This window comes from Tessaracoccus sp. OH4464_COT-324 (assembly GCF_003932855.1).
In the GTDB taxonomy this organism is placed as follows: Bacteria; Actinomycetota; Actinomycetes; order Propionibacteriales; family Propionibacteriaceae; genus Arachnia.
In genome coordinates, this window is the sequence record NZ_RQYZ01000006.1 from 75,098 (window position 1) to 93,144 (window position 18,047).

Annotated in this window: 14 protein-coding genes; 6 read left to right on the forward strand and 8 right to left on the reverse strand. The window is 68.0% G+C overall.

The window, feature by feature from the left end:
- The first annotated feature begins 143 nt into the window (after positions 1-143).
- Positions 144-773: a hypothetical protein gene (locus tag EII42_RS05340; RefSeq protein ID WP_125171081.1), complete on the forward strand. Its 630-nt coding sequence runs from the start codon at positions 144-146 to the stop codon at positions 771-773.
- A gap of 12 nt (positions 774-785) precedes the next feature.
- Here the strand turns inward: EII42_RS05340 and EII42_RS05345 are convergent, their stop codons facing one another.
- Genes EII42_RS05345 through EII42_RS12875 form a run of 4 tightly spaced genes read right to left on the reverse strand, consistent with a single transcriptional unit; the run spans position 786 to position 3,995 of the window.
- A complete protein-coding gene (locus EII42_RS05345; RefSeq protein ID WP_125171082.1) occupies positions 786-1,829 on the reverse strand; it encodes an FtsX-like permease family protein in 1,044 nt (347 codons plus the stop codon).
- Positions 1,820-2,446 carry an ABC transporter ATP-binding protein gene (locus EII42_RS05350; protein ID WP_125171083.1) on the reverse strand — a complete coding sequence of 209 codons (627 nt, stop codon included), beginning with the start codon at positions 2,444-2,446 and terminating at the stop codon, positions 1,820-1,822. Before EII42_RS05350 ends, EII42_RS05345 begins: the two co-directional genes overlap by 10 nt.
- Positions 2,437-3,459, reverse strand: a complete 1,023-nt coding sequence (locus EII42_RS05355) for a peptidoglycan-binding protein (protein ID WP_158676413.1) — start codon at positions 3,457-3,459, stop codon at positions 2,437-2,439. The genes EII42_RS05350 and EII42_RS05355 overlap by 10 nt, the downstream gene beginning before the upstream one ends.
- Entirely contained in the window at positions 3,456-3,995 is a 540-nt protein-coding gene (locus EII42_RS12875; RefSeq protein ID WP_158676414.1) for a hypothetical protein, read from the reverse strand. Before EII42_RS12875 ends, EII42_RS05355 begins: the two co-directional genes overlap by 4 nt.
- A gap of 549 nt (positions 3,996-4,544) precedes the next feature.
- Between EII42_RS12875 and EII42_RS05360 the strand changes: the two genes are divergently transcribed.
- Both EII42_RS05360 and EII42_RS05365 read left to right on the forward strand, forming a co-directional pair.
- Positions 4,545-6,335, forward strand: coding sequence for an ABC transporter ATP-binding protein (locus EII42_RS05360; RefSeq protein ID WP_125171085.1), 1,791 nt, complete (start codon positions 4,545-4,547; stop codon positions 6,333-6,335).
- Entirely contained in the window at positions 6,332-8,131 is a 1,800-nt protein-coding gene (locus EII42_RS05365) for an ABC transporter ATP-binding protein (RefSeq protein ID WP_125171086.1), read from the forward strand. The genes EII42_RS05360 and EII42_RS05365 overlap by 4 nt, the downstream gene beginning before the upstream one ends.
- A gap of 554 nt (positions 8,132-8,685) precedes the next feature.
- On the opposite strand, the gene EII42_RS05370 is transcribed toward EII42_RS05365, so the two are convergent.
- Positions 8,686-11,409, reverse strand: a complete 2,724-nt coding sequence (locus EII42_RS05370) for an FAD-binding and (Fe-S)-binding domain-containing protein (RefSeq protein ID WP_125171087.1) — start codon at positions 11,407-11,409, stop codon at positions 8,686-8,688.
- Between the two features lie 7 nt (positions 11,410-11,416).
- Positions 11,417-11,902, reverse strand: coding sequence for a MarR family winged helix-turn-helix transcriptional regulator (locus EII42_RS05375; protein ID WP_125171088.1), 486 nt, complete (start codon positions 11,900-11,902; stop codon positions 11,417-11,419).
- A gap of 133 nt (positions 11,903-12,035) precedes the next feature.
- Between EII42_RS05375 and EII42_RS05380 the strand changes: the two genes are divergently transcribed.
- Genes EII42_RS05380 through EII42_RS05390 form a run of 3 tightly spaced genes read left to right on the forward strand, consistent with a single transcriptional unit; the run spans position 12,036 to position 15,439 of the window.
- Positions 12,036-13,862 (forward strand): long-chain fatty acid--CoA ligase, encoded by a 1,827-nt coding sequence (locus EII42_RS05380; protein ID WP_125171089.1) that lies wholly within the window; start codon positions 12,036-12,038, stop codon positions 13,860-13,862.
- Between the two features lie 2 nt (positions 13,863-13,864).
- Positions 13,865-14,689 (forward strand): thioesterase family protein, encoded by an 825-nt coding sequence (locus EII42_RS05385; protein ID WP_158676415.1) that lies wholly within the window; start codon positions 13,865-13,867, stop codon positions 14,687-14,689.
- Positions 14,690-14,725: 36 nt separating this feature from the next.
- Complete coding sequence (locus EII42_RS05390) at positions 14,726-15,439, forward strand: NAD-dependent deacylase (protein WP_125171091.1); 714 nt, start codon at positions 14,726-14,728, stop codon at positions 15,437-15,439.
- Here the strand turns inward: EII42_RS05390 and EII42_RS05395 are convergent.
- Together EII42_RS05395 and EII42_RS05400 are read right to left on the reverse strand one after the other, a co-directional pair.
- Positions 15,417-16,091: an exonuclease domain-containing protein gene (locus tag EII42_RS05395; RefSeq protein WP_125171092.1), complete on the reverse strand. Its 675-nt coding sequence runs from the start codon at positions 16,089-16,091 to the stop codon at positions 15,417-15,419. The two genes, EII42_RS05390 and EII42_RS05395, sit on opposite strands and share 23 nt — an antisense overlap.
- Position 16,092: 1 nt before the next feature.
- Complete coding sequence (locus EII42_RS05400; RefSeq protein WP_125171093.1) at positions 16,093-17,925, reverse strand: DUF294 nucleotidyltransferase-like domain-containing protein; 1,833 nt, start codon at positions 17,923-17,925, stop codon at positions 16,093-16,095.
- Positions 17,926-18,047: the final 122 nt, after the last annotated feature.

Sequence of the window (18,047 nt, forward strand, 5' to 3'; positions counted from 1 at the left end):
TCCTTTCACCCCTAATACGCTGGGGGGCGGCTCACGGTTGCATCGATTTTTGCGTGACGGCGAAGTGAACGCCGGTCCCGGCCGGGGTCACAGCGCGGATGCGCGGAGGGGATGGTGACCTGGCAGGACAGTACCCTTGATGCATGACGTATCACCATCCGATGGAACCCACTCAAGGCCCGCCCCCGCCGGCAATCGTTAGTACCGTGGAAGGCCCCGCGATCCCGCTGAAAGCGACCGCCTTCCAGCGGCTGGGATTACATGCGACGGGCGTCGGGCTGGCTGCGCCAACCGTGATTATTACCTTGCAGGCCCTCACCGGGCATTTCGACTTGCCTCATCTTGTCGTGCTCTTCACCCTGTTTCCGGTCCACTTCGTTGGCCAGGGCGCTTTCCTGGGGTTCGCCAACTCCTGTGGCAGCATGTGGAGCCCCCGTGCGCTGGGAACCCGCGCCACGGCGCTCTCCTTGTCCTCCTACTGGTTGTTGAGCACTGCGTTGGCGATCTTTCCCGCCGTGGTTTACAGCGCTAGGTCGAGCTACCAGCTGCCCTGGCTGCTCACGGTCCTGAACAAGGATGCTTTGGGAACGAGCATGCTGCTGATGACTGCGAGTGGTTTCATATGCCTCGCGGTTGCATTTTTCTTTCTCTTCAGAGAATCGAACGAGGCGCGGCGCCAGGGAGCCAAGGACTACCGGGAACGCTACGGGGACAACAGATTCCCGACGTGCGATGCTCAGCCGCCCTACCCGGCAGGCAGCTGGCAGCCCTGACCTCCCGCTTAGTCAGCGGTCCTTCAACTGGTACTGCGGGTTACCCGCGGTGGCGAGCACGCCGCCCAGCCAGCCGCTGGCCAGTCCCACGCACCAGGCGGCGAGGGCCTGCCCCCAACTCACCAGGCTCACCGCCACTGGCACCGGCACCCCGACGATGGTGCCGGCCAGCGTGGGCCCGAGCAGGGCCGCGGCCAGCAGCACGGGGAACCCCGCCACCACGTACTGGGCCAGGAGGATCGCGGACACCTCCCACCGGGATGCGCCGAAAGTGCGGTAGATCGCCCACTGTGGCCGATCCGCGAAAGCGATCAGGCCGACCAGCGCGCCGATCGTGAGGCCAGCGAACCAGGCTGGGCGCATCCCCAGGTAGCGCAGCCACTGCTCGTGCGGGGTTGCGGCCGCCGCAGGATCGGAATGCAGGGGCTGCACTTTCAGATTCGGCGTGTCGAATACGAAGCGGGCCAGCTCCGCCGCGGCCTCCTGATTCCCGGGTGCCATGCGCAGCCAACACACGGAAACCATTCCCCATGCGGGCCGAAACTCCACCACCGCGGATTGCAGCGGGCCCGGGACACCATCGGGGGGCAACGACGCGGAGATGCGCAGCCGGGCGCCCTCGTCGCGGAACAGCTCCTGGCCGGGGGCCGCGATCCGTCTGTGTTCCAGCTCCCGACCCACGTAGCTCTCGCTCTCGGACAGGCCCCAGACCCGTGCTGCGCCGGGGGTGAGGAAGGCCGCGGGTAGGGGCCTACCCTGTGGGGTGAGCATCAGCCGGGTCGGCGCCTCGGCCAGCTCACCGCCGGCGGCCCAGACGCCGGAGACGGAGTTCAAGGACTCGCACGCGGAAGCGGACAGGGGGGAAGACTCGCTCGATATCTGATAGACGTATTTCCCGGCCCGCCTGGCGTCGTGCTCCTGCTTCAGCGCGGCGAGGGCCTGGATTGCCGTCAGGGTGGTGATCCCCAGCAGGATCAGCCCGGCGATGCCGCTCGCCAGCAGCACGCGGGGGGTCAGCTGGCGGGTCGCCTCGGTGAACACGTCCTTCACCCGCATGGCGCCAGCTCCTCCCAGGGGATGATGCGGTCGCAAAGCTCGGCGACCGCGAGATCGTGGGTGGCCACCACCAAAGAGACGTTTTCCCGCTTGATGGCCAGCAGGCTGTCGGCCACCTGGCGGGCGGTGCGGGCGTCCAAGTTGGCGGTGGGCTCGTCGGCGAGAATGATCCGGGGCCGCGCCAGGAAGGCCCGGGCGACGCCCACGCGCTGCGCCTGCCCGCCGGAGAGCTTGCGTGCCGGGCGCTGCTCGAAGCCGGGCAGTCCGACGGCGTTGAGCAGTTCGACGGCGGCCCGCTCGGCGTCCTGTCGGCGCTGGCCGCGGATGATGGCGGGCAGCGTGACGTTGTCCAGCACGCTGCGGCGGGGTAGCAGGTTGGTGCTTTGCAGAATCCACCCGACGTGGTGCGGCCGGGGTGCGTCATCGTCGAGCAGCACGCGCCCCGAGCTGGGCGCGAGCAGGCCACCGGCCACGGCGAGCAGGGTGCTCTTCCCGACGCCGGAGGGGCCCACGAGCGCCACGGCCGCACCATCGTCGATGGTGAGGGAAACGTTGGCGAAGACGGTTTCCTCGACGCCCGGGTAGCGGAAGGCGACGTTGTCGAGGATCAGGGGCATCTCGCCCCCGGATGGGCCGCCAAGGGGTTGGCCACCACCCGAGCGCCGTCGGGCAGGCTCGGCTCGATCATGGCGCGGCCCTCCGTGTCGGTGCCGACGACGGTGACGTTGGTGAGCTGACCGCCGGGCAGCGCCACGCAGGTCTTCTCGGCGGGTGCCGTGATGAGCGCGGCTCCGGGGATCAGCAGGACGGGTGTTTCGGTGGTGGGTTTGAGTTGCCCGTTGCCGGTGAAGGAACCGTCCTCGTGGGCCTCCAGTTTGGTGAGCAGTCGGTCCAGCTCGGCGGCCGTGTATTGGCCGGCCTCGTCTAGGGTGACGGGGCTTCGGGCACCGGCCACGGCGAGCGTGTACTCGCCGGGCGGAACGTCCGCTTCGGGTAGCGTGAGGACGCGAGTGTTAGTGCCGATGCTGAATACTGCGGCACCCGCCTGGGGCACCGGGGCGCCCAGCTTGAGCTGGATGCCAGTGGCGGAACCAGCCTGGGGGAGCAACACGAGCGAGGAGCGCCGGAACACCCCGTCAGCGGGCTGGATCGCGTTTGCCGTCTGCCACTTTTTCGTCGCCTGCTTCAGCGCCTCGTCGAAGGCACCGTTGGCGGCGACGGTGCTGCCTGCCGAGCGCAGCAGCTGGCGCAGCGCCACGACGTCCGGGCCGGTGGCGGCCAGGTCGAGGTCGCGGTGGAAGGGCTGGCCGGTGTAGCCGAGCACGGCGGAGTGGTCGACGTCGAAGACACGTTGTCCGGCTGCCACCGCCGCACCTTCGTTGATGTGGATTGCGGTGACCACTCCCGACTCTGCCCAGGACAGCACCTCGCTTCTGGGCGATGAGCTGACCTTGATCGACACCCGCTGCCCGGGGGATGTGGTGGAGGGCTCCGCGTGGACGAGGACTTCGCTGGGGGCAGGGTCCAGCTCTGGCAGCGTGGTCCAAGTGGCCCCGGAGATCAGCCAGGCTGTGGTCACTGCGGTGCCGCTGAGGAGGAGGCAGGCGGCGAACCAGATGAGGGATTTCACCGGTCTTTCCCGGTGGAGACGATGGTTCGTTCGGGGTCGCCGACGCCGGTGAGCTGGGGGAAGAGCCCAAGATATTGGTGCATGCAGTTGTGCGAGTCGCCGTGTTGGAACAGCACGGTGGCCACTTCGTAGTCGGTTTTGCCGCTCAAGTCTTCGGTTACCCCATAGCCGCGGGCGCAGGAGACGAAACCGGTCCAGAGTTCGGCACGCTCCGTGTCATCCACGGGAACGAGGGCGGACAGGTAGGCTTTACCGGCTTCTTTTGACAGTTCCCAGCATTTTTCGAGTTCGGCGTTCTCGGGGGAGCCCGGTTCGGGCAGCTGGGAGTGGTAGTTGAAGTGGGGACGGTTTTCGGAGCGGTCCGGGAGCACCTCGCTCACTTCGTAGCCCAGGTCGATGACGCACTGGCGTTCCGCTTCGACGGCGGTTATGTAGTCCGCAAAAAGCGCATCACGATCCGGCGCAGAACTCGGAGAATGAGAACTGCAAGCCGAAAGAGCAATTATCGTGGGTAGTAGCAGAGGGGCGTATCTCATTTCTCTGGAAAGATTCCTTTGTTTGGGTTGCTCGACGCTGGATGTCGCATCGCCTCAACATCAGCATCATCAGGAGGAACGGGTGGTCCTTGACTCTAGAGATTTGGTTTGTCTGACTTGCGGGAGGGTGTAGGAAGCCCCTGGGGCCTCCCGCAAGCCCCAGGAAAAGCTGCGGCAGGATCTTCGTTCATGAAGACAGCTTGCTCCAGCTTAGCTGCCACAGGGAGACTCGTTGTGACGCTAGCTCTTGAACGAGACGTGTCGCGCATCGGCCCGCAAGGACGTCGCCGGCTGCGGTGCTTTCCCACGCCGGAGGTAGCCCCTTCACCGCCATGACGCTGGCCCGAGGTTGCCCTCAGCACCGGGTGCTCGTGGGCGGAGGAGACGATGATCCGTTCGTCGGTGTAAACGACTTGCTGGCATGATTGGCCCACGTGCCAGCAGGGCAGCTGAGAGTCAGGGCCGTGTCCGGTGGGCATTGTGCGGCCCGTGACCACATGAGAACGGCGGCTGCTGTCCTGGCCAACGGTTCTGAAGAAGGAGATCCCCATGAGGTCCGCCTTGAGGCTCGCCCGCACGGCGTGGGGATACGACCGCCTCGGGACCGCCCTGCTCGTCGCGATCCTGGTGACAGAGAGCTTGTTTGCCTTCGCCCCGGTGCTTGTTTTCGGCTACCTGGTCCAGCATGGCGTGACCGGCAGCTTGTCGGCCGCGGTGCTGTGGACATTGATCGGCGTGGTGGTTGCCAGCTCCGTCGCGTCCCAAGTGTTGCGCCGGTTCCTCGACGTGCAGAGCGAGCGACTGGGCCGATTGGTCGGCGGCGAGCTGGATCTGCAGGTTGCGCAGGCTCTAAGCGAGCTGGAGACGCTCGACTGGTTGGTTGAGCCCAAGCTGGGTGCTGCTCTAGCTAACGCCTTCGGACCCGCTGCTCGCACGACAGAGCTGCACACCGCCTTCTCCGCCACCTTCCGCCTCGTCCTGCTAGAAGCTCAGGCACTTTTCAGCGGCGTGCTGCTGGTGGTGCTCGACCCGGTGGTGGGTAGCCTGACCACGGTTTGCTACTGGGCGCTGTCGCGGAGGACGACGTCCGAGTACGCCGTGGAGCAGAGCCAGCTCTACGGCGAAGGAGCGCTGCGCCCTCGCGGGGACTACTTTCGGAACCTGGCGATGTCGGGTGCAGCGCTGAAGGAGATCCGGGTCTTCGGCCTGGGCGAATGGTTGTCCCAGCACTTCTCGTTCGAGAACGTGCCGACGCCGCTTCCCGCGAGGACAACTCGTGTCACTCTCCAGATCATCGGGCTGGGTTCGTTGGTCGCCGTCGCGCAAACCTTCTTGTTCGTCCGGTTGGCGCAGGGCACCGTCGACGTGGGCGACCGTGCTGGTGTTCTCATGCTGGCAAGCTCCGCGTTGGCCGGTCTCATGGGTCTACTCTCGCTCACAATGGACCTGCTCTACCGGCGAGAGGGGCTGCGCCGTCTTCCGGTGATCTTCGAGGTGCTCTCCATCCTCGGCAGCGATCAGGCGGCTCAGACGCCTTCCTCGCGGGGGACTGAATCCGGCATCCCCGGCGGCGACCTGGTGGTCGATGACGTCTGGTATCGCTATCCGGGCTCCGATGAGTGGGTGTTGCGAGGCGTGAGCTTCGGTGTGCGCCCAGGGCAGACGGTCGGGATCGTCGGCGTCAACGGTGCAGGCAAGAGCACGCTGGTCAAGGTCGTGTGCGGCATGCTGGCGCCAGAGAAGGGCCACCTCCAGATGGCGGGCGCGTCCATCGGCGAGGTGGGTCGGACCGCGTGGCAGAGGCGCTTCGCCGTCGTCCTGCAGCGCTTCGGACGCTACCCGATGACCTTGCGCGAGAATGTCATGCTGGGAAGCCGCAGTTTGCCGCAGGACCTGGCTGGGATCGCGGAGCGGGCGGGGATCTCGCGCCTCCCGGGCGGAGACATGTCCGAGACGGGGCCGGTCCTATCCAACAAGTTCCCTGGTGGCGTGGAGTTGTCCGGCGGTCAGTGGCAGCGCGTCGCCGTGGCGCGTGCCCTGGTAGCCACCCAGACGGGAGCGCAGTTCCTGGTCATGGATGAGCCCACCGCAGCCCTGGACCCCCGGGCCGAGGCACGCTTCTACGATGCTGTGATCGACAGCAGCGACTGCGCCACCCTCCTGATCTCCCACCGTTTCGCCACGGTGCGCAGGGCAGACCTCATCATGGTGCTCGCGCACGGGAGGATCTCGGAGGCCGGATCTCACCAGGAGCTGATGCGGCGCGGCGGTCTCTACGCCCGGATGTTCACCGAGCAGGCTGCGAAGTTCGATCTCGACGAGGAATCGCAGGAAAGATGAAGAAGTTCTTGTCCGGGGTCGGCGTGGCCACGAGACTTTCGTTGCGGGCAGACCGCTGGGGCTCGTGGCTCACTCTCTTTCTCTTTGCGGTGCGTCCCGCTATGTCGGTAGGTATGTTCTGGCTGTTGGCCGTCCTGGCCGATGCCGCCGTGAACGACGACGGGCAGCTCACGCTGATGGCCTCCATCGGTGCTGGCGTCCTGGCCTGCATCTCTATGCTGGTCGGCCGCAGCGCGCTGGCCGTCGACACCAAGCTGATTGAGCTCAGCGATCGACTGCTGGACAAGACACTGTTCGACCTCTGCGTCAGCAAGCTGTCGGTGAAAGACTTTGAGTCCAGCGACGTGTTGGACAAGATGGAGTTCGTCCGCCAGGAACGACGGCACCTCACCGAGGGGATCGACGTCCTGGCACTGCTCGTCGGCGCGATCGTGCGGCTCACCCTCACCCTGCTGCTCCTGGGCAGTGTCGACCTGCGGCTGCTGGCGCTTCTGGTGGTGGGCATCGTTGTCGTCCGCATCAATCGGTGGGGGAGCGGCCTGCGTTCTGTCGGCATGGCGCGAGCCTCCTCCCACCATCGCCGTGCCACGACCATGTGCGACATGGTCAAGGACGAGAGCGTCGCCTTCGAACTACGATCCTTCGGGCATGCTCCGCACCTGCTGGGCACGGCCAGGTCCGACTTCAGGGAGTCGCTGCGCCACTCAACCAGCGCCAACCTCAAGGCTGCCCTAGTGGCTGCGCTCGGCTGGCTCATTTTCGGAGCGGGTTATGCCGCCGCCCTCTACTGGGTCGCTGAGGGCTTCATCGGAGGCCAGATCACCGCCGGAGGAGTCGTCCTCGCGGTCCTCCTAGTGAGTTCCATCACCTCGCAGCTGGGTTCCTTGGTCTTCTTCAGCACCGCCCTGATGCGGGTGGCAGCAGTCGGTGAAACATTCGGTGGACTCCTGGAGGCCTCCCACGCTCCGGCAGGACCTCCCGCTCCCGTCGCCGATCGTGCTCCCCTCGTGTCCAAGACGGGTGAGCGCTGTGGTCTGGAGGTGCGGCACGTCTCCTTCCGCTACCAGGGGGCCGACCGCCTGGCGCTGGACGACGTTAACCTGACCGTCGCCCCGGGCAGCGTCGTCGCTCTGGTGGGCGAGAACGGTGCAGGGAAGAGCACCCTGGTCAAGCTTCTGTTGGGGCTCTACGAGCCCGAGGCCGGTTCGATCAAGGTCGCAGGGGCCCCACCCGCCTCCCGACTGGGACAGCGCCAGATCTCGGCGGCGTTCCAGGACTTCACCAAGTTCGAGTTCCCGCTCCAGGACGTGGTCGGCTGCGGCGATGTGCGCGATCCCACCCCCGGTCGCGTCCTGGACGCTCTGGCGTCGGTCGATGGCGCGACGCTATTGGATGAGCTTCCAGAAGGTTTGGAAACCAGGTTGGGCTCCTCCTTTCCCGACGGGCGCCAGCTCTCGGGCGGTCAGTGGCAGAAGACTGCGCTGGCGCGCTCCCTCATGCCGCGTGACGTCGTCTTGCTCGCGCTCGACGAGCCCACGGCCGCCGTCGACCCGCTCAGCGAGGCGCGCCTACTCGAATCCTACTTCCGGCACGCTCGGGAGCTGGCAGCAGAGCAGGGCACGATCATCATCATCGTCACGCACCGGCTGAACTCGGTTGAGGTCGCCGACCTCGTCCTCTACATGGAAGAGGGCCGGGTCGCGGAGAGCGGAACCCACGCCGAACTCATGAGTCTCGGCGGTCGCTACGCGGATCTGTTCAGCACGCAGAGGAGGGCCTACGCGGATGAAACGTAACATCGGCAACGAGATCATCCGCGTCCCGGGGCAGCCCTGACGCTGTCGCCAGCATCGACTGCGGGCGCCTTGTCCTCCGTGACGGGCTCCACGACATGATCCTCCGCGCCGCGTCACACCTGTCGAAGCAGGTTGGGGGGGGGAGGACGACATGGTGGCGGAGCGAGCCAGTCGAGGCCCCACGTCGCGTTGGAGGGCCGCTTCGGGCCGTGCGACGACGCCCTCCAGCTGGGCGCACACGACGGCGGCGCCCGCTGCTGCGTGAGCCACACCTCTCGGGCGGCAGGTGGTGTCCCTAAGGTGGTCCTCGTCGGGCGCGAGGCGCTTCTGAACTGTTTGGCAGGGGCGTCAGGAGAGCTATCCGATCGGACCTGGCGGCCGGGTGCTATGACATACCAACGCGGGGTTCGACCTCTCTGTGTGGGAGATGCTCGCGCCGCCGCTGCTGGGGTCACGATCGTGATCGGTTCTGGGGAAGAGGGCCCCGAAAGCCTGGTGCGGGACACTTGCACCAACGACCCCGCAACGCGCGGCTACCCGCGAGCGTGCGCGCCTCAGTGGGTTGCCAGGAGTTCGGCGAGCGTCATGGCGTCCCGGCCGGCCAGCGAGGACAGTTGGGTGCGGCAGGAGAACCCGTCGGCCAGGACGATAGCGCTGGGATGCGCGGCCACGGCGGGCCCCAAGGCGTTGTCGAACACCTGAACGCTCACCTCGTGGTGGCCACGCTCGACGCCGAAGTTTCCCGCGAGCCCGCAGCAGCCGCCCACCGTCACCAGCTGCGCGCCCGTCGCGGCGAGCAACTCGCGATCCGCAGCCCAGCCGATCACCGACGCGTGGTGGCAGTGCGGCTGGGCCACGATGGTATGCCCGCTCAGATCGGGGGCCACGAAGTCTGGATCGTCGGCGAGGAACTCCGCCAACGTGCGCACCTTGCCCCGCAGCGCGGCGACCGCCGCGTCGTCGGGCAGCAACTCCTGCGCGTCGCCGCGCCACACCGCCGTGCAGCTCGGCTCGATCCCGACGATAGGCACGCCCCGCTCGACAAACGGCGCGAGCACCGCTGCGGCGCGCGCCAGCTGGCGGCGGGCGCCGTCCAGCTGGCCCGTGGAAATCCAGGTGAGCCCGCAGCAGGCGGTCTCGTCGAGCACGACCGGCTCGTAACCCAACCCGGCAAGCACCTGAACCAGTGCGGCGAAAGCCGTCGACTCGAAACAGTCCGTGAACGAATCCACCCACACCAGCACCCGGCCCTTCTCACCACCCGGACCCCTCCACCGATGTTCCGAGCGCGCCGAGCGGGCCGCGAAACGTGGAATCTGCCGCCTGCCGTCCACCCCCGCCCCAAACTTCAGCAGCCGCCCGACGGGCGAAGCGGCCAACAGGTTCACGACGCCGCCCAGCCTGAGCCGCGTCACCAGTCGGCCCCAGCGGGGCAGCCAACCCAGCGAGTAGTGGCTGCGCGGGCGAAGCCGACCCTTGTAGCGCTCGTGCGTCACCCGCGCCTTGTAGGCGGCCATGTCGATGCCGGTGGGGCAGTCGCGGGCGCAGCCCTTGCACTGCAGGCACAGCTCCAGTGCCTCGCTCACCTCCGGGGAACGCCAGCCGGCCGAGATGATGGAGCCGTTCACCATCTCCTGCAGCACCCGGGCGCGACCCCGCGTCGAATCCTTCTGCTCTCGGGTGGCCTGGAAGCTGGGGCACATCACGCCCCCCGCCGACGTGTTGTCGGCCAGGCACTTGCCCACCCCCGAACACTGGTGCACGGCAGCCACGAAGTCGGGATCGGAGACGTTGAGCGGCGACCTGCTCGCCGCCACCATGCGCGCGTCCGCCTCCACCGGTACCGGATCCACCAGGATCCCGGGGTTGAGCAGATTGTCGGGGTCGAACAGCTGCTTGACCTGGGCGAACAGCCTGAGCGCCTCGTCGGAGTACATGTGCCTGAGCAGCGCCGAGCGGGCCCGACCGTCGCCGTGCTCACCGCTCATCGAGCCGCCGAAACCCGCCACGATCCGGGCAGCATCCTCGACGAAGGCACGGTAGCGCGCCGCACCGTCGGGAGCGTCGAGAGGGAAATCGATCCGGCAGTGCACGCAGCCGTCGCCGAAGTGGCCGTAAGGCAGGCCCTGCATCCCGTGCCGGACCAGGCACTCGTCGAAGGCGCGCAGATAGTTGCCCAGCTGCTCCGGCGGCACCGCCGCATCCTCCCACCCCGGGTAGGCGGGCTTGGCCAGCGACACCCCGGCCAGGCCCGCGCCGTCCGCGCGCAGCTGCCACAGGCGCTTGGCCCGCTCCGGGTCGTCCACCACCCAGCCGTCCAGGCACCGGGCCTCAGCCAGCAGAGCCTCGGCGCGGGCGCGCACCTCCTGGGCCTCCGCACCCACCAGCTCCAGGAACATCCAGCCGTCGCCCGCGGGCAGCTCCCCCACGTGCTCGGGGCCCAGCTTCCGCTCCACCACGGCCATGATGCGCCGGTCCAGCCCCTCGCACGCCGTGGGCCGGAACCGCAGCAGGCGGGAGATGTCGTCGCCGGCGTGCGCCATCGTCGGATACCCCAACGCCACCATGATCCGCTCGGGGGCGTCCGCCACGAGCCGCACCGTGGCCCGGGTGATGACGCCCAGCGTGCCCTCCGAACCCGCGAAGAACTTGGCGACGTCGAATCCGTTCTCGGGCAGCAGGTGCTCCAGCGAGTAGCCGGAAACCTGCCTGGTGAACCGGCCGAACTCGGTGCGGATGATGCCCAGGTTGGCGGCCACCAGGGAGCGCAGCTCGGGGAAGTCGTCAACGCCGAGCGTGCGCAGCTCGCCCCTGCCGTCAACGATCTCCAGCTCGACGACGTTGTCCGCCATGCGCCCATAGCCCAGCGCGCGCGGGCCGCACGCGTTGTTGCCGATCATGCCACCCACGGTGCAGCGCGACGACGTGGACGGGTCCGGCCCGAGACGCAGCCCGAACGGCCTGGCGGCGCGCTGCAGCACGTCTTGCACCACGCCCGGGTCGATCACTGCGGTGCGGTTGGCGGCGTCGATCGCGTGGATGCGTGTCAAATGCCGGGAGGCGTCGATGATCAATCCGGTGCCGACGGCGTTGCCCGCGCACGACGTGCCCGCCCCGCGCATCGTGATGGGTGTCTTCTTCCGCAGCGCCCACCGCACCGCATCGATCAGTTCCTCGGTGGTGCGGGGCACGATGACCCCAGCGGGCTCCACCCGGTACAGGGAGCCGTCGGAGGTGTACAGCGCTCGGGTCAGCGCGGAGGAATCGACGAAGGGCACGGCACCATTAAATCAACCGGCCGTCGCTCGTTCGCTTCTCGTCCGCGGTGGCGAGCACCGCGGTCATCGCGCGCCCGATGGCCTCGAAATCCTCTGGGGAGACCGCGTCGACAAAGATTTCTCGGACGGAATCCACGTGCGCCGGCGCCGCCCTGCGCAGCAGCTCGAACCCGGCGTCCGTGAGCACGGCCTGCACCCCCCGGCCGTCGGATGGGCACGGCTCGCGATAAACCAGCTTGCGCATCTCCAGCCGGGAGATGGTGTGCGTCAGCCGGGAACGCGAATGGCGCATGCTCTGGGCCAACTCGCCCATGCGCAGCGCGTGCTCCGGCGCCTCCGAGAGCCGAACAAGCAATTCGTATTCGTCCAGACTCAGTGAGAACTCCGCAAGGGCAGCGCACATGTAGTCATCAATGCTGGTCTTCGCCAGCAGGTAACTCCGCCAAATGCGCTGCTGGTGCATACTCAACCAGCCGAGTCGGGGTGTCGTCATAGTCGGCTAGTTTACAAGGGAGACGAGGACCAACCGACAACGAACACCCGGCCAAACTGGCGGAAACTGACATGGAGGGCCGACGGGCGCTGGGATAGGGTGAACCGCGTCAGAACCTAGCTTGAGGAGCCCCATGCCCACGTCGATCGACAACTTCGATGCTGCCCCGGACAGCTTCGGCGCACTGTTTCGGAAGCGTGTCGCGGAGACCCCGAACGATGTGGCGCTCAGCGCCCCCGACTACGCTCCCGGCGCGAACACCTGGACCCCATACACGTGGGCGGAAACCAAGGTGATCGTGGACGAGATCGCCGCCGGGCTCATCGGACGGGGGCTGCGCCCGGAGGAGCGCGTCGCCATCTGCTCCACCACCCGAATCGAATGGGTGTTCATGGACTACGGCATCGCGTGTGCGGCCGGCGCCACCACCACCATCTACCCCAACACCGGCCCCGGCGAGGTCAAGTTCATCATCACCGACTCGGGCTCCAAGGTCGTGGTGGTCGAGGACCGGGCCCAGCTCGACAAGATCATCAACGACGACGACATCACCGACCAGGTGCACACCATCGTCGTGCTGCTGCCCGATGGGGTTGAGCTGGACGAGCGCGTGCTCAGCTTGGAGCAGCTGCGCGCCGAGGGCCGCGATGTGCTCGCTGAGCGCAGCAGCGTCGTCGACGACGCCATCGCCGCCACCGGCCGCGACGACCTGGCCACCCTGATCTACACCTCCGGTACCACCGGCCGCCCGAAGGGCGTGCGGCTGCCGCACCGGGTGTGGATCGCGCAGGCGGTGGGCCTCGTCGAACGTGACCTGATCCGGCCGGGCACCCTCATGTACCTCTGGTTGCCGCTCAGCCACGTGTTCGGCAAGGCGCTGCTCGCCGCGTCGCTGGGCTACAACATCCACAACGCGGTGGACGGCCGCATCGACCGCATCGTGCAGGGCCTTGCGGAAACCCGCCCGGGCATCATGTGCGGCGCGCCGCGCATCTTCGAGAAGGTGCGTGCCGCGGTCATCACCGGCAAGGGTGTGAAGGGCCGCATCTCGCACTGGGCGTTCGCGGTTGGCCGCGACGCCGTCGCCGCGCGCGAGGCTGGAGAACTACGCGGCCTGCTCAAGGTCAAGTACGCGCTCGCGGAGAAGCTGGTCTTCTCGAAGCTGAAGGCGAAGCTCGGCGGCCGGATGGAGTTCATGATTTCCGGGTCCGCGCAGCTCAACAAGCAGGTCCAGACCTGGTTCAACTCCGCGGGCATCACCATCATCGAAGGCTACGGCTCCACCGAGACCTCCGCCATCGCCACCGTGGACCAGCCGCAGAACCCGCGGTTCGGCACCGTCGGCCTGCCCCTGCCGCGGCTGGAGACCAAACTGGCCGACGACGGGGAACTCCTGGTGCGGGGCCCGTCGGTGTTCTCCGGCTACCACAACCTGCCCGAGGTTACCGCCGAAGCCCTCGATGCCGACGGGTGGTTCCGCACCGGGGACATTGCCGAGATCGACGATTCCGGACGGGTGCGGATCACCGACCGGAAGAAGGACCTGTTCAAGACCTCCGGCGGCAAGTACGTTTCCCCGCAGAAGGTGGAGGCCGCGCTCACCACGAACATCCCGTACATTTCGCAGGCCATCGCCGTCGGTGAGGGACGGAAATACGTGTCGGCGCTCGTCGTGATGGATCCGCAGTTGCTGAAATCCTGGGCCGAAAAGCGCGGGCTCGCCGATCTGAGTTATGCGGAGCTGAGCCAGCGCCCCGAAATCGCGGCCTCACTCGAAAAGCAGCTCGCCAAAGCCAATTCCCGGCTGGAGCGGTGGGAAACCGTGAAGAAGTTCGCGATTCTCGACCACGAGCTGACCGTCGAAAATGGTGGAACCACCGCGAATATGAAGATTCGGCGCAGCATCGTCGCCAAGGAATACCAGGACATCGTGGACGGGCTCTACCCGAAGGAAGACTGAGCGTGCACGTCGGCATTCAGCTGCGCTGGTCCGACCTGGACGCCCAAGGGCACGTGAACAACGCCCGCGTCGCCGATTACCTGCAGGAGGCCCGCGTTCACCTGGTGGCGGACTCGGGCCTGCTGGAGCACGGGGTCGTGGTGGTCGGCCACCAGGTGATCTACCGCAAGCCCATCGAGTACTCCGCCGAGCCGCTCGACGTGGAACTCGGCGTCACCTTGATGGGCGCCGCGAAACTTGAGGTGGGCTACGAGTTGCGCCAGCGCGACGAGGTGGTGGCCGAGGCACGCAGCCAGCTGGCGGCCTTCGACTTCGGCGAGCAGCGACCCCGTCGGCTGAGCCCCACTATGCGGGCCCACTTCGAGCAGCACCGCGTCGGGTGGGGAGCCTTCCCTGAGCTGGCGGCCCCGGCCATCGGCCGGCGCGGGCTGCGCACGCTGCACCAGACCCGGTGGAGCGACCTGGACCGCTACGGGCACGTCAACAACGTGCTCTCCTTCGAATACCTGCAACAGGCCCGGGTGGAGGTCTCCCCCCAATGGGAACCGACGATGGCCCGCACCGGCAGCGGAGACGCGCGCCACGTCTGGCTGGTGGTGCGCCAGGACGTCGACTACCTGGCCCAGATCCAGCACAGTTTCGCGCCCCTTGAGGTGTTCACCGCGCCCGTACGGGTGGGCACCTCATCAATCACCTCGGTGGGCGAGGTGTACGCGCCGACGGGGGAGCTGCTCGCGCGGGGCCGCACCGTCGTCGTGTGCGCCGACCGGCAGCTCAAGCCGACACCCGTGCCGAACAGGGCGCGCATCGAGCAATTCCTCGTCTGAGCCCCCCGGCCCTCGCCGGCGTGCGAGGATGGTTGCATGGCCAGAATTGTCATCCTCACCGGCGCCGGCATCTCCGCCGAATCCGGGATCCCCACTTTCCGGGCCTCCGACGGCCTCTGGGAGAACTACCCCGTGTGGCAGGTGGCCACCCCGCAGGCCTTCGCCAGCAACCCCGCACTCGTGCACCGGTTCTACAACGAGCGGCGCGCCAAGCTGCTGAGCCCCGAGGTGCAACCCAACCCGGCCCATCTCGCCCTGGCGCGGCTCGCCGAGGCGCTGCCCGGGCAGGTGTGCATCGTGACCCAGAACATCGACGACCTGCACGAGCGCGCGGGCAGCCCGTGGGTGATCCACATGCACGGCGAGCTGCTCACCTCCTGGTGCCTTGCCTGCGAGGGCCGGATGGAGACCCTGACCGACGTGGACGAGGAGAGCGTCTGCCCGCTATGCGGGGAGGTGGGTCGGCTGCGGCCCAACATCGTGTGGTTCGAGGAGATCCCCTACTCGATGGACGAGATTCACCGCGAGCTGATGGAGTGCGAGATCTTCGTGTCGATCGGCACCTCCGGCAATGTCTACCCGGCGGCCGGCTTCGTCGCCCTGGCCGCCGCGGCCGGCGCGCACACCGTCGAACTCAACCTGGAGTCGAGCCTCGGTGCCAGCTACTTCGACGAGTGTCGACAGGGCCCGGCGAGCCAGGTGGTGCCCGAATGGGTCGACGAGGTGCTCACCGCGAGCAAGCCTGCCTGAGCCGGGTGAGCCCGAGCTCGGCGCTCAGCGCCAGGTACAGCTCCGCTGCGGCGAGGGCGTCGGTCAGCGCGTCGTGCGCCCGGTAGCGGGGCAGGCCGAACCGGGAGCGCAGCGCGGCAAGGCGCAGTTTGCCCGCGCCCTCGTCGGAGATGCGCTCCAGGTACTCCATGCCCAACCGCAGCGTGTCCACTGAGCAGAACACCGGGGCGGCGCCGAACTGCGCCACGCATGCCGCCGCCAGGAACTCCGTCTCCACCGCGTCGTGATGGGCCAGCAGCACCCGGCCGCTCAGCTGCCCGAGCGTCTCCGCGAGCGCCTGCGGCAGCGGCACGCTCCGGGCGATGTCGTCGTCGGTGAGCCGGTGGATCGTTGCGGACTGGCCGACCTCGGCGTCGGAGGCCACGACGATGCTGCGCGCTCCCGCCAACTCGATGCTTAGCCCCGTCACCGGCACGAACCCGATGCTCAGTATCCGATCCTTCGCCGGATCCAGGCCGGTGGTCTCCAGATCGATCGCCAGCAGTTCCACCTCGGACAGCGGCGAGCTGAGCGCGGGGAAGGGGGCGCTCAGATAGTCGCGCACCACGCCCGCCGGGCAGGAGCGCAGCGCGCGGGCACGTCGGGCATCTGCGGGGCGGGACCAGAAGACCATTTCAGTTCATCCGGTGCGTCTGGAACTGATACGACAAGGTGCGTTGCGCCGATTGGATCACCCCGAACGCGTCGCGCAGGTGCCGCCGCGCCGCGGGGGTGAGGTGCTCCGGGGAGACGTAGTTGTCTCTCGCCCCATCCTCGACGTGGTGGCGGATGCGCAACTCGTTCAGGAAGTTGAACGCGTCCACGAGGTCGGCGGCCGCGTCGTCGGTGAACTGGCCCGCGCCCCGGAGCGCCTCGATCCGGGCCGCAGTGCCCACCTGGTGGAGGCCCTGGCTCAGGGCAAGTGTTCGCACCAGCTCGATGATGCCGTGCAAACCGCCCGACTTGATGTCGAGCGCGCCCGAGTGTTCGCCGGAACGCTCCACCACGAAGCCCCGGAAGAAGCCCAGCGGCGGCTCCCTGCGCACCGCCATCGCCGCCAGATGCCCCAGGTAGCGGGTTGCGGAGCGCGCCCGCTGCACCACCGTCGAGCGCAGCCCCTCCGCCAGCTGCGCGTCGCCGTACACCGGGCGCATATCGAAGAAGATCTGCGTGTGCAGGATCGCCCCGCTCTCCGGCGCGGAGAGCCAGCGGCCGAACTGGGCCACCCAGTCGGCGAGCGTCAGGCACCACTTGGTGGCCATCGCCTCCCCGGGGCATCTCGGATACCCACACGCCTCCAAGCCCGCCACCACCCGCTCGGCCAGGGCGCGGCACCAGGCCGGATCCGTGCCGTCCGCCACGACGATCGCGTGATCCTGGTCCGAGCCCAGCGACGACTCGCGTCGCGCCTGCGACCCCAAAGCCACCCAGCACCACGGGCCGGGCGCGGGGCCCAGCTCGTGTGCCGCCAACTGGATCAGCCGACTGGTGGCGGCATCCTGCACCGCGGTCAGCACCTGGCTCACGTCCTCCGCGCTGGCGCCGCGCGCCAGCAGCTGGGCCGCCAGCTTCGGGCTGCGACCCACCACGTCAGCCACGCCCTCGACGCCGGACTGGCGCGCGATGTCACCCACCAGGAACACCGGGTTGGCCGTCTCCAGCCGCATCAGGTCGCCCGCGCTGACCAGCCCGACGGGCTTGCCCTCCGCCACCACGGGCAGGTGGTGCACGCCGCGCGACGTCATCACCATCAGCAGCTCGAAGGCTCGGGTATCCGCGGCGACCACGACCGGGTCGGTGGTCATCACCTCGCCGACCGGCGACGAGACCTCGACGCCCTGGGCCACCACGCGCGAGCGCAGGTCGCGGTCGGTGACGATCCCGGAGAGGCGGCCATCGTCGGTGGTGAGCAGCAGCGCCGAGACCCGCTCGGCGGTCATCAGCTGGGCGGCGTCTCGGATGCTGGTGGTGGGGGAGGCGGTGACGGGGGAGCGCGTGAACAGGTCGCGGGCGCTGAGCCGCAGGATTGGATCCGCGGAGGCCTGCAGCGTCTCGGATGCGCGCCGCAGGCGGCCCCGCTGCCGCGGGGCGAAGTAGTCCCGCACCGCGTCGTGGGTTTCGTAGAGGTGCAGGAACTGCTCCCGGCCCAGGCGCAGCACGAGCGTGTCCTCGATGGCGCGCGCCCGGTAGGGGGAGGGCGACTCGCCCATCAGGGAAAGTGAGCCGAACGTCTCGCCGGCGGCGTTTCGGTCGATCAGCACCCCGTGTTCCTCCACGAGATCCACCGCGCCCGAGCGGATCAGGTACAGGGTGTCGTTGCGCGCCCCCAGTTCGATGATCGTCGTCCCGCGTCGAAAGTAGCCCATGGTCAGCTGCCGGGCGAGCGCGCGGCGCGCGTCGAGGGGCAGCTCCCGAAACGGCGAGTGCTGGGCGAGAAAGTCGACAACCTCGGAGACCTCAATGTCCATGCCCAATGGTGACCCATCCGGCGGACGCTTGGGGGCAGAACCGCCGAAATAGGCCTACTCGGAGTCGGAGAAGTTTCGAAACGCCGGCCCCACACGCGCAATCCGAGGAGCGGGGCCGGGCG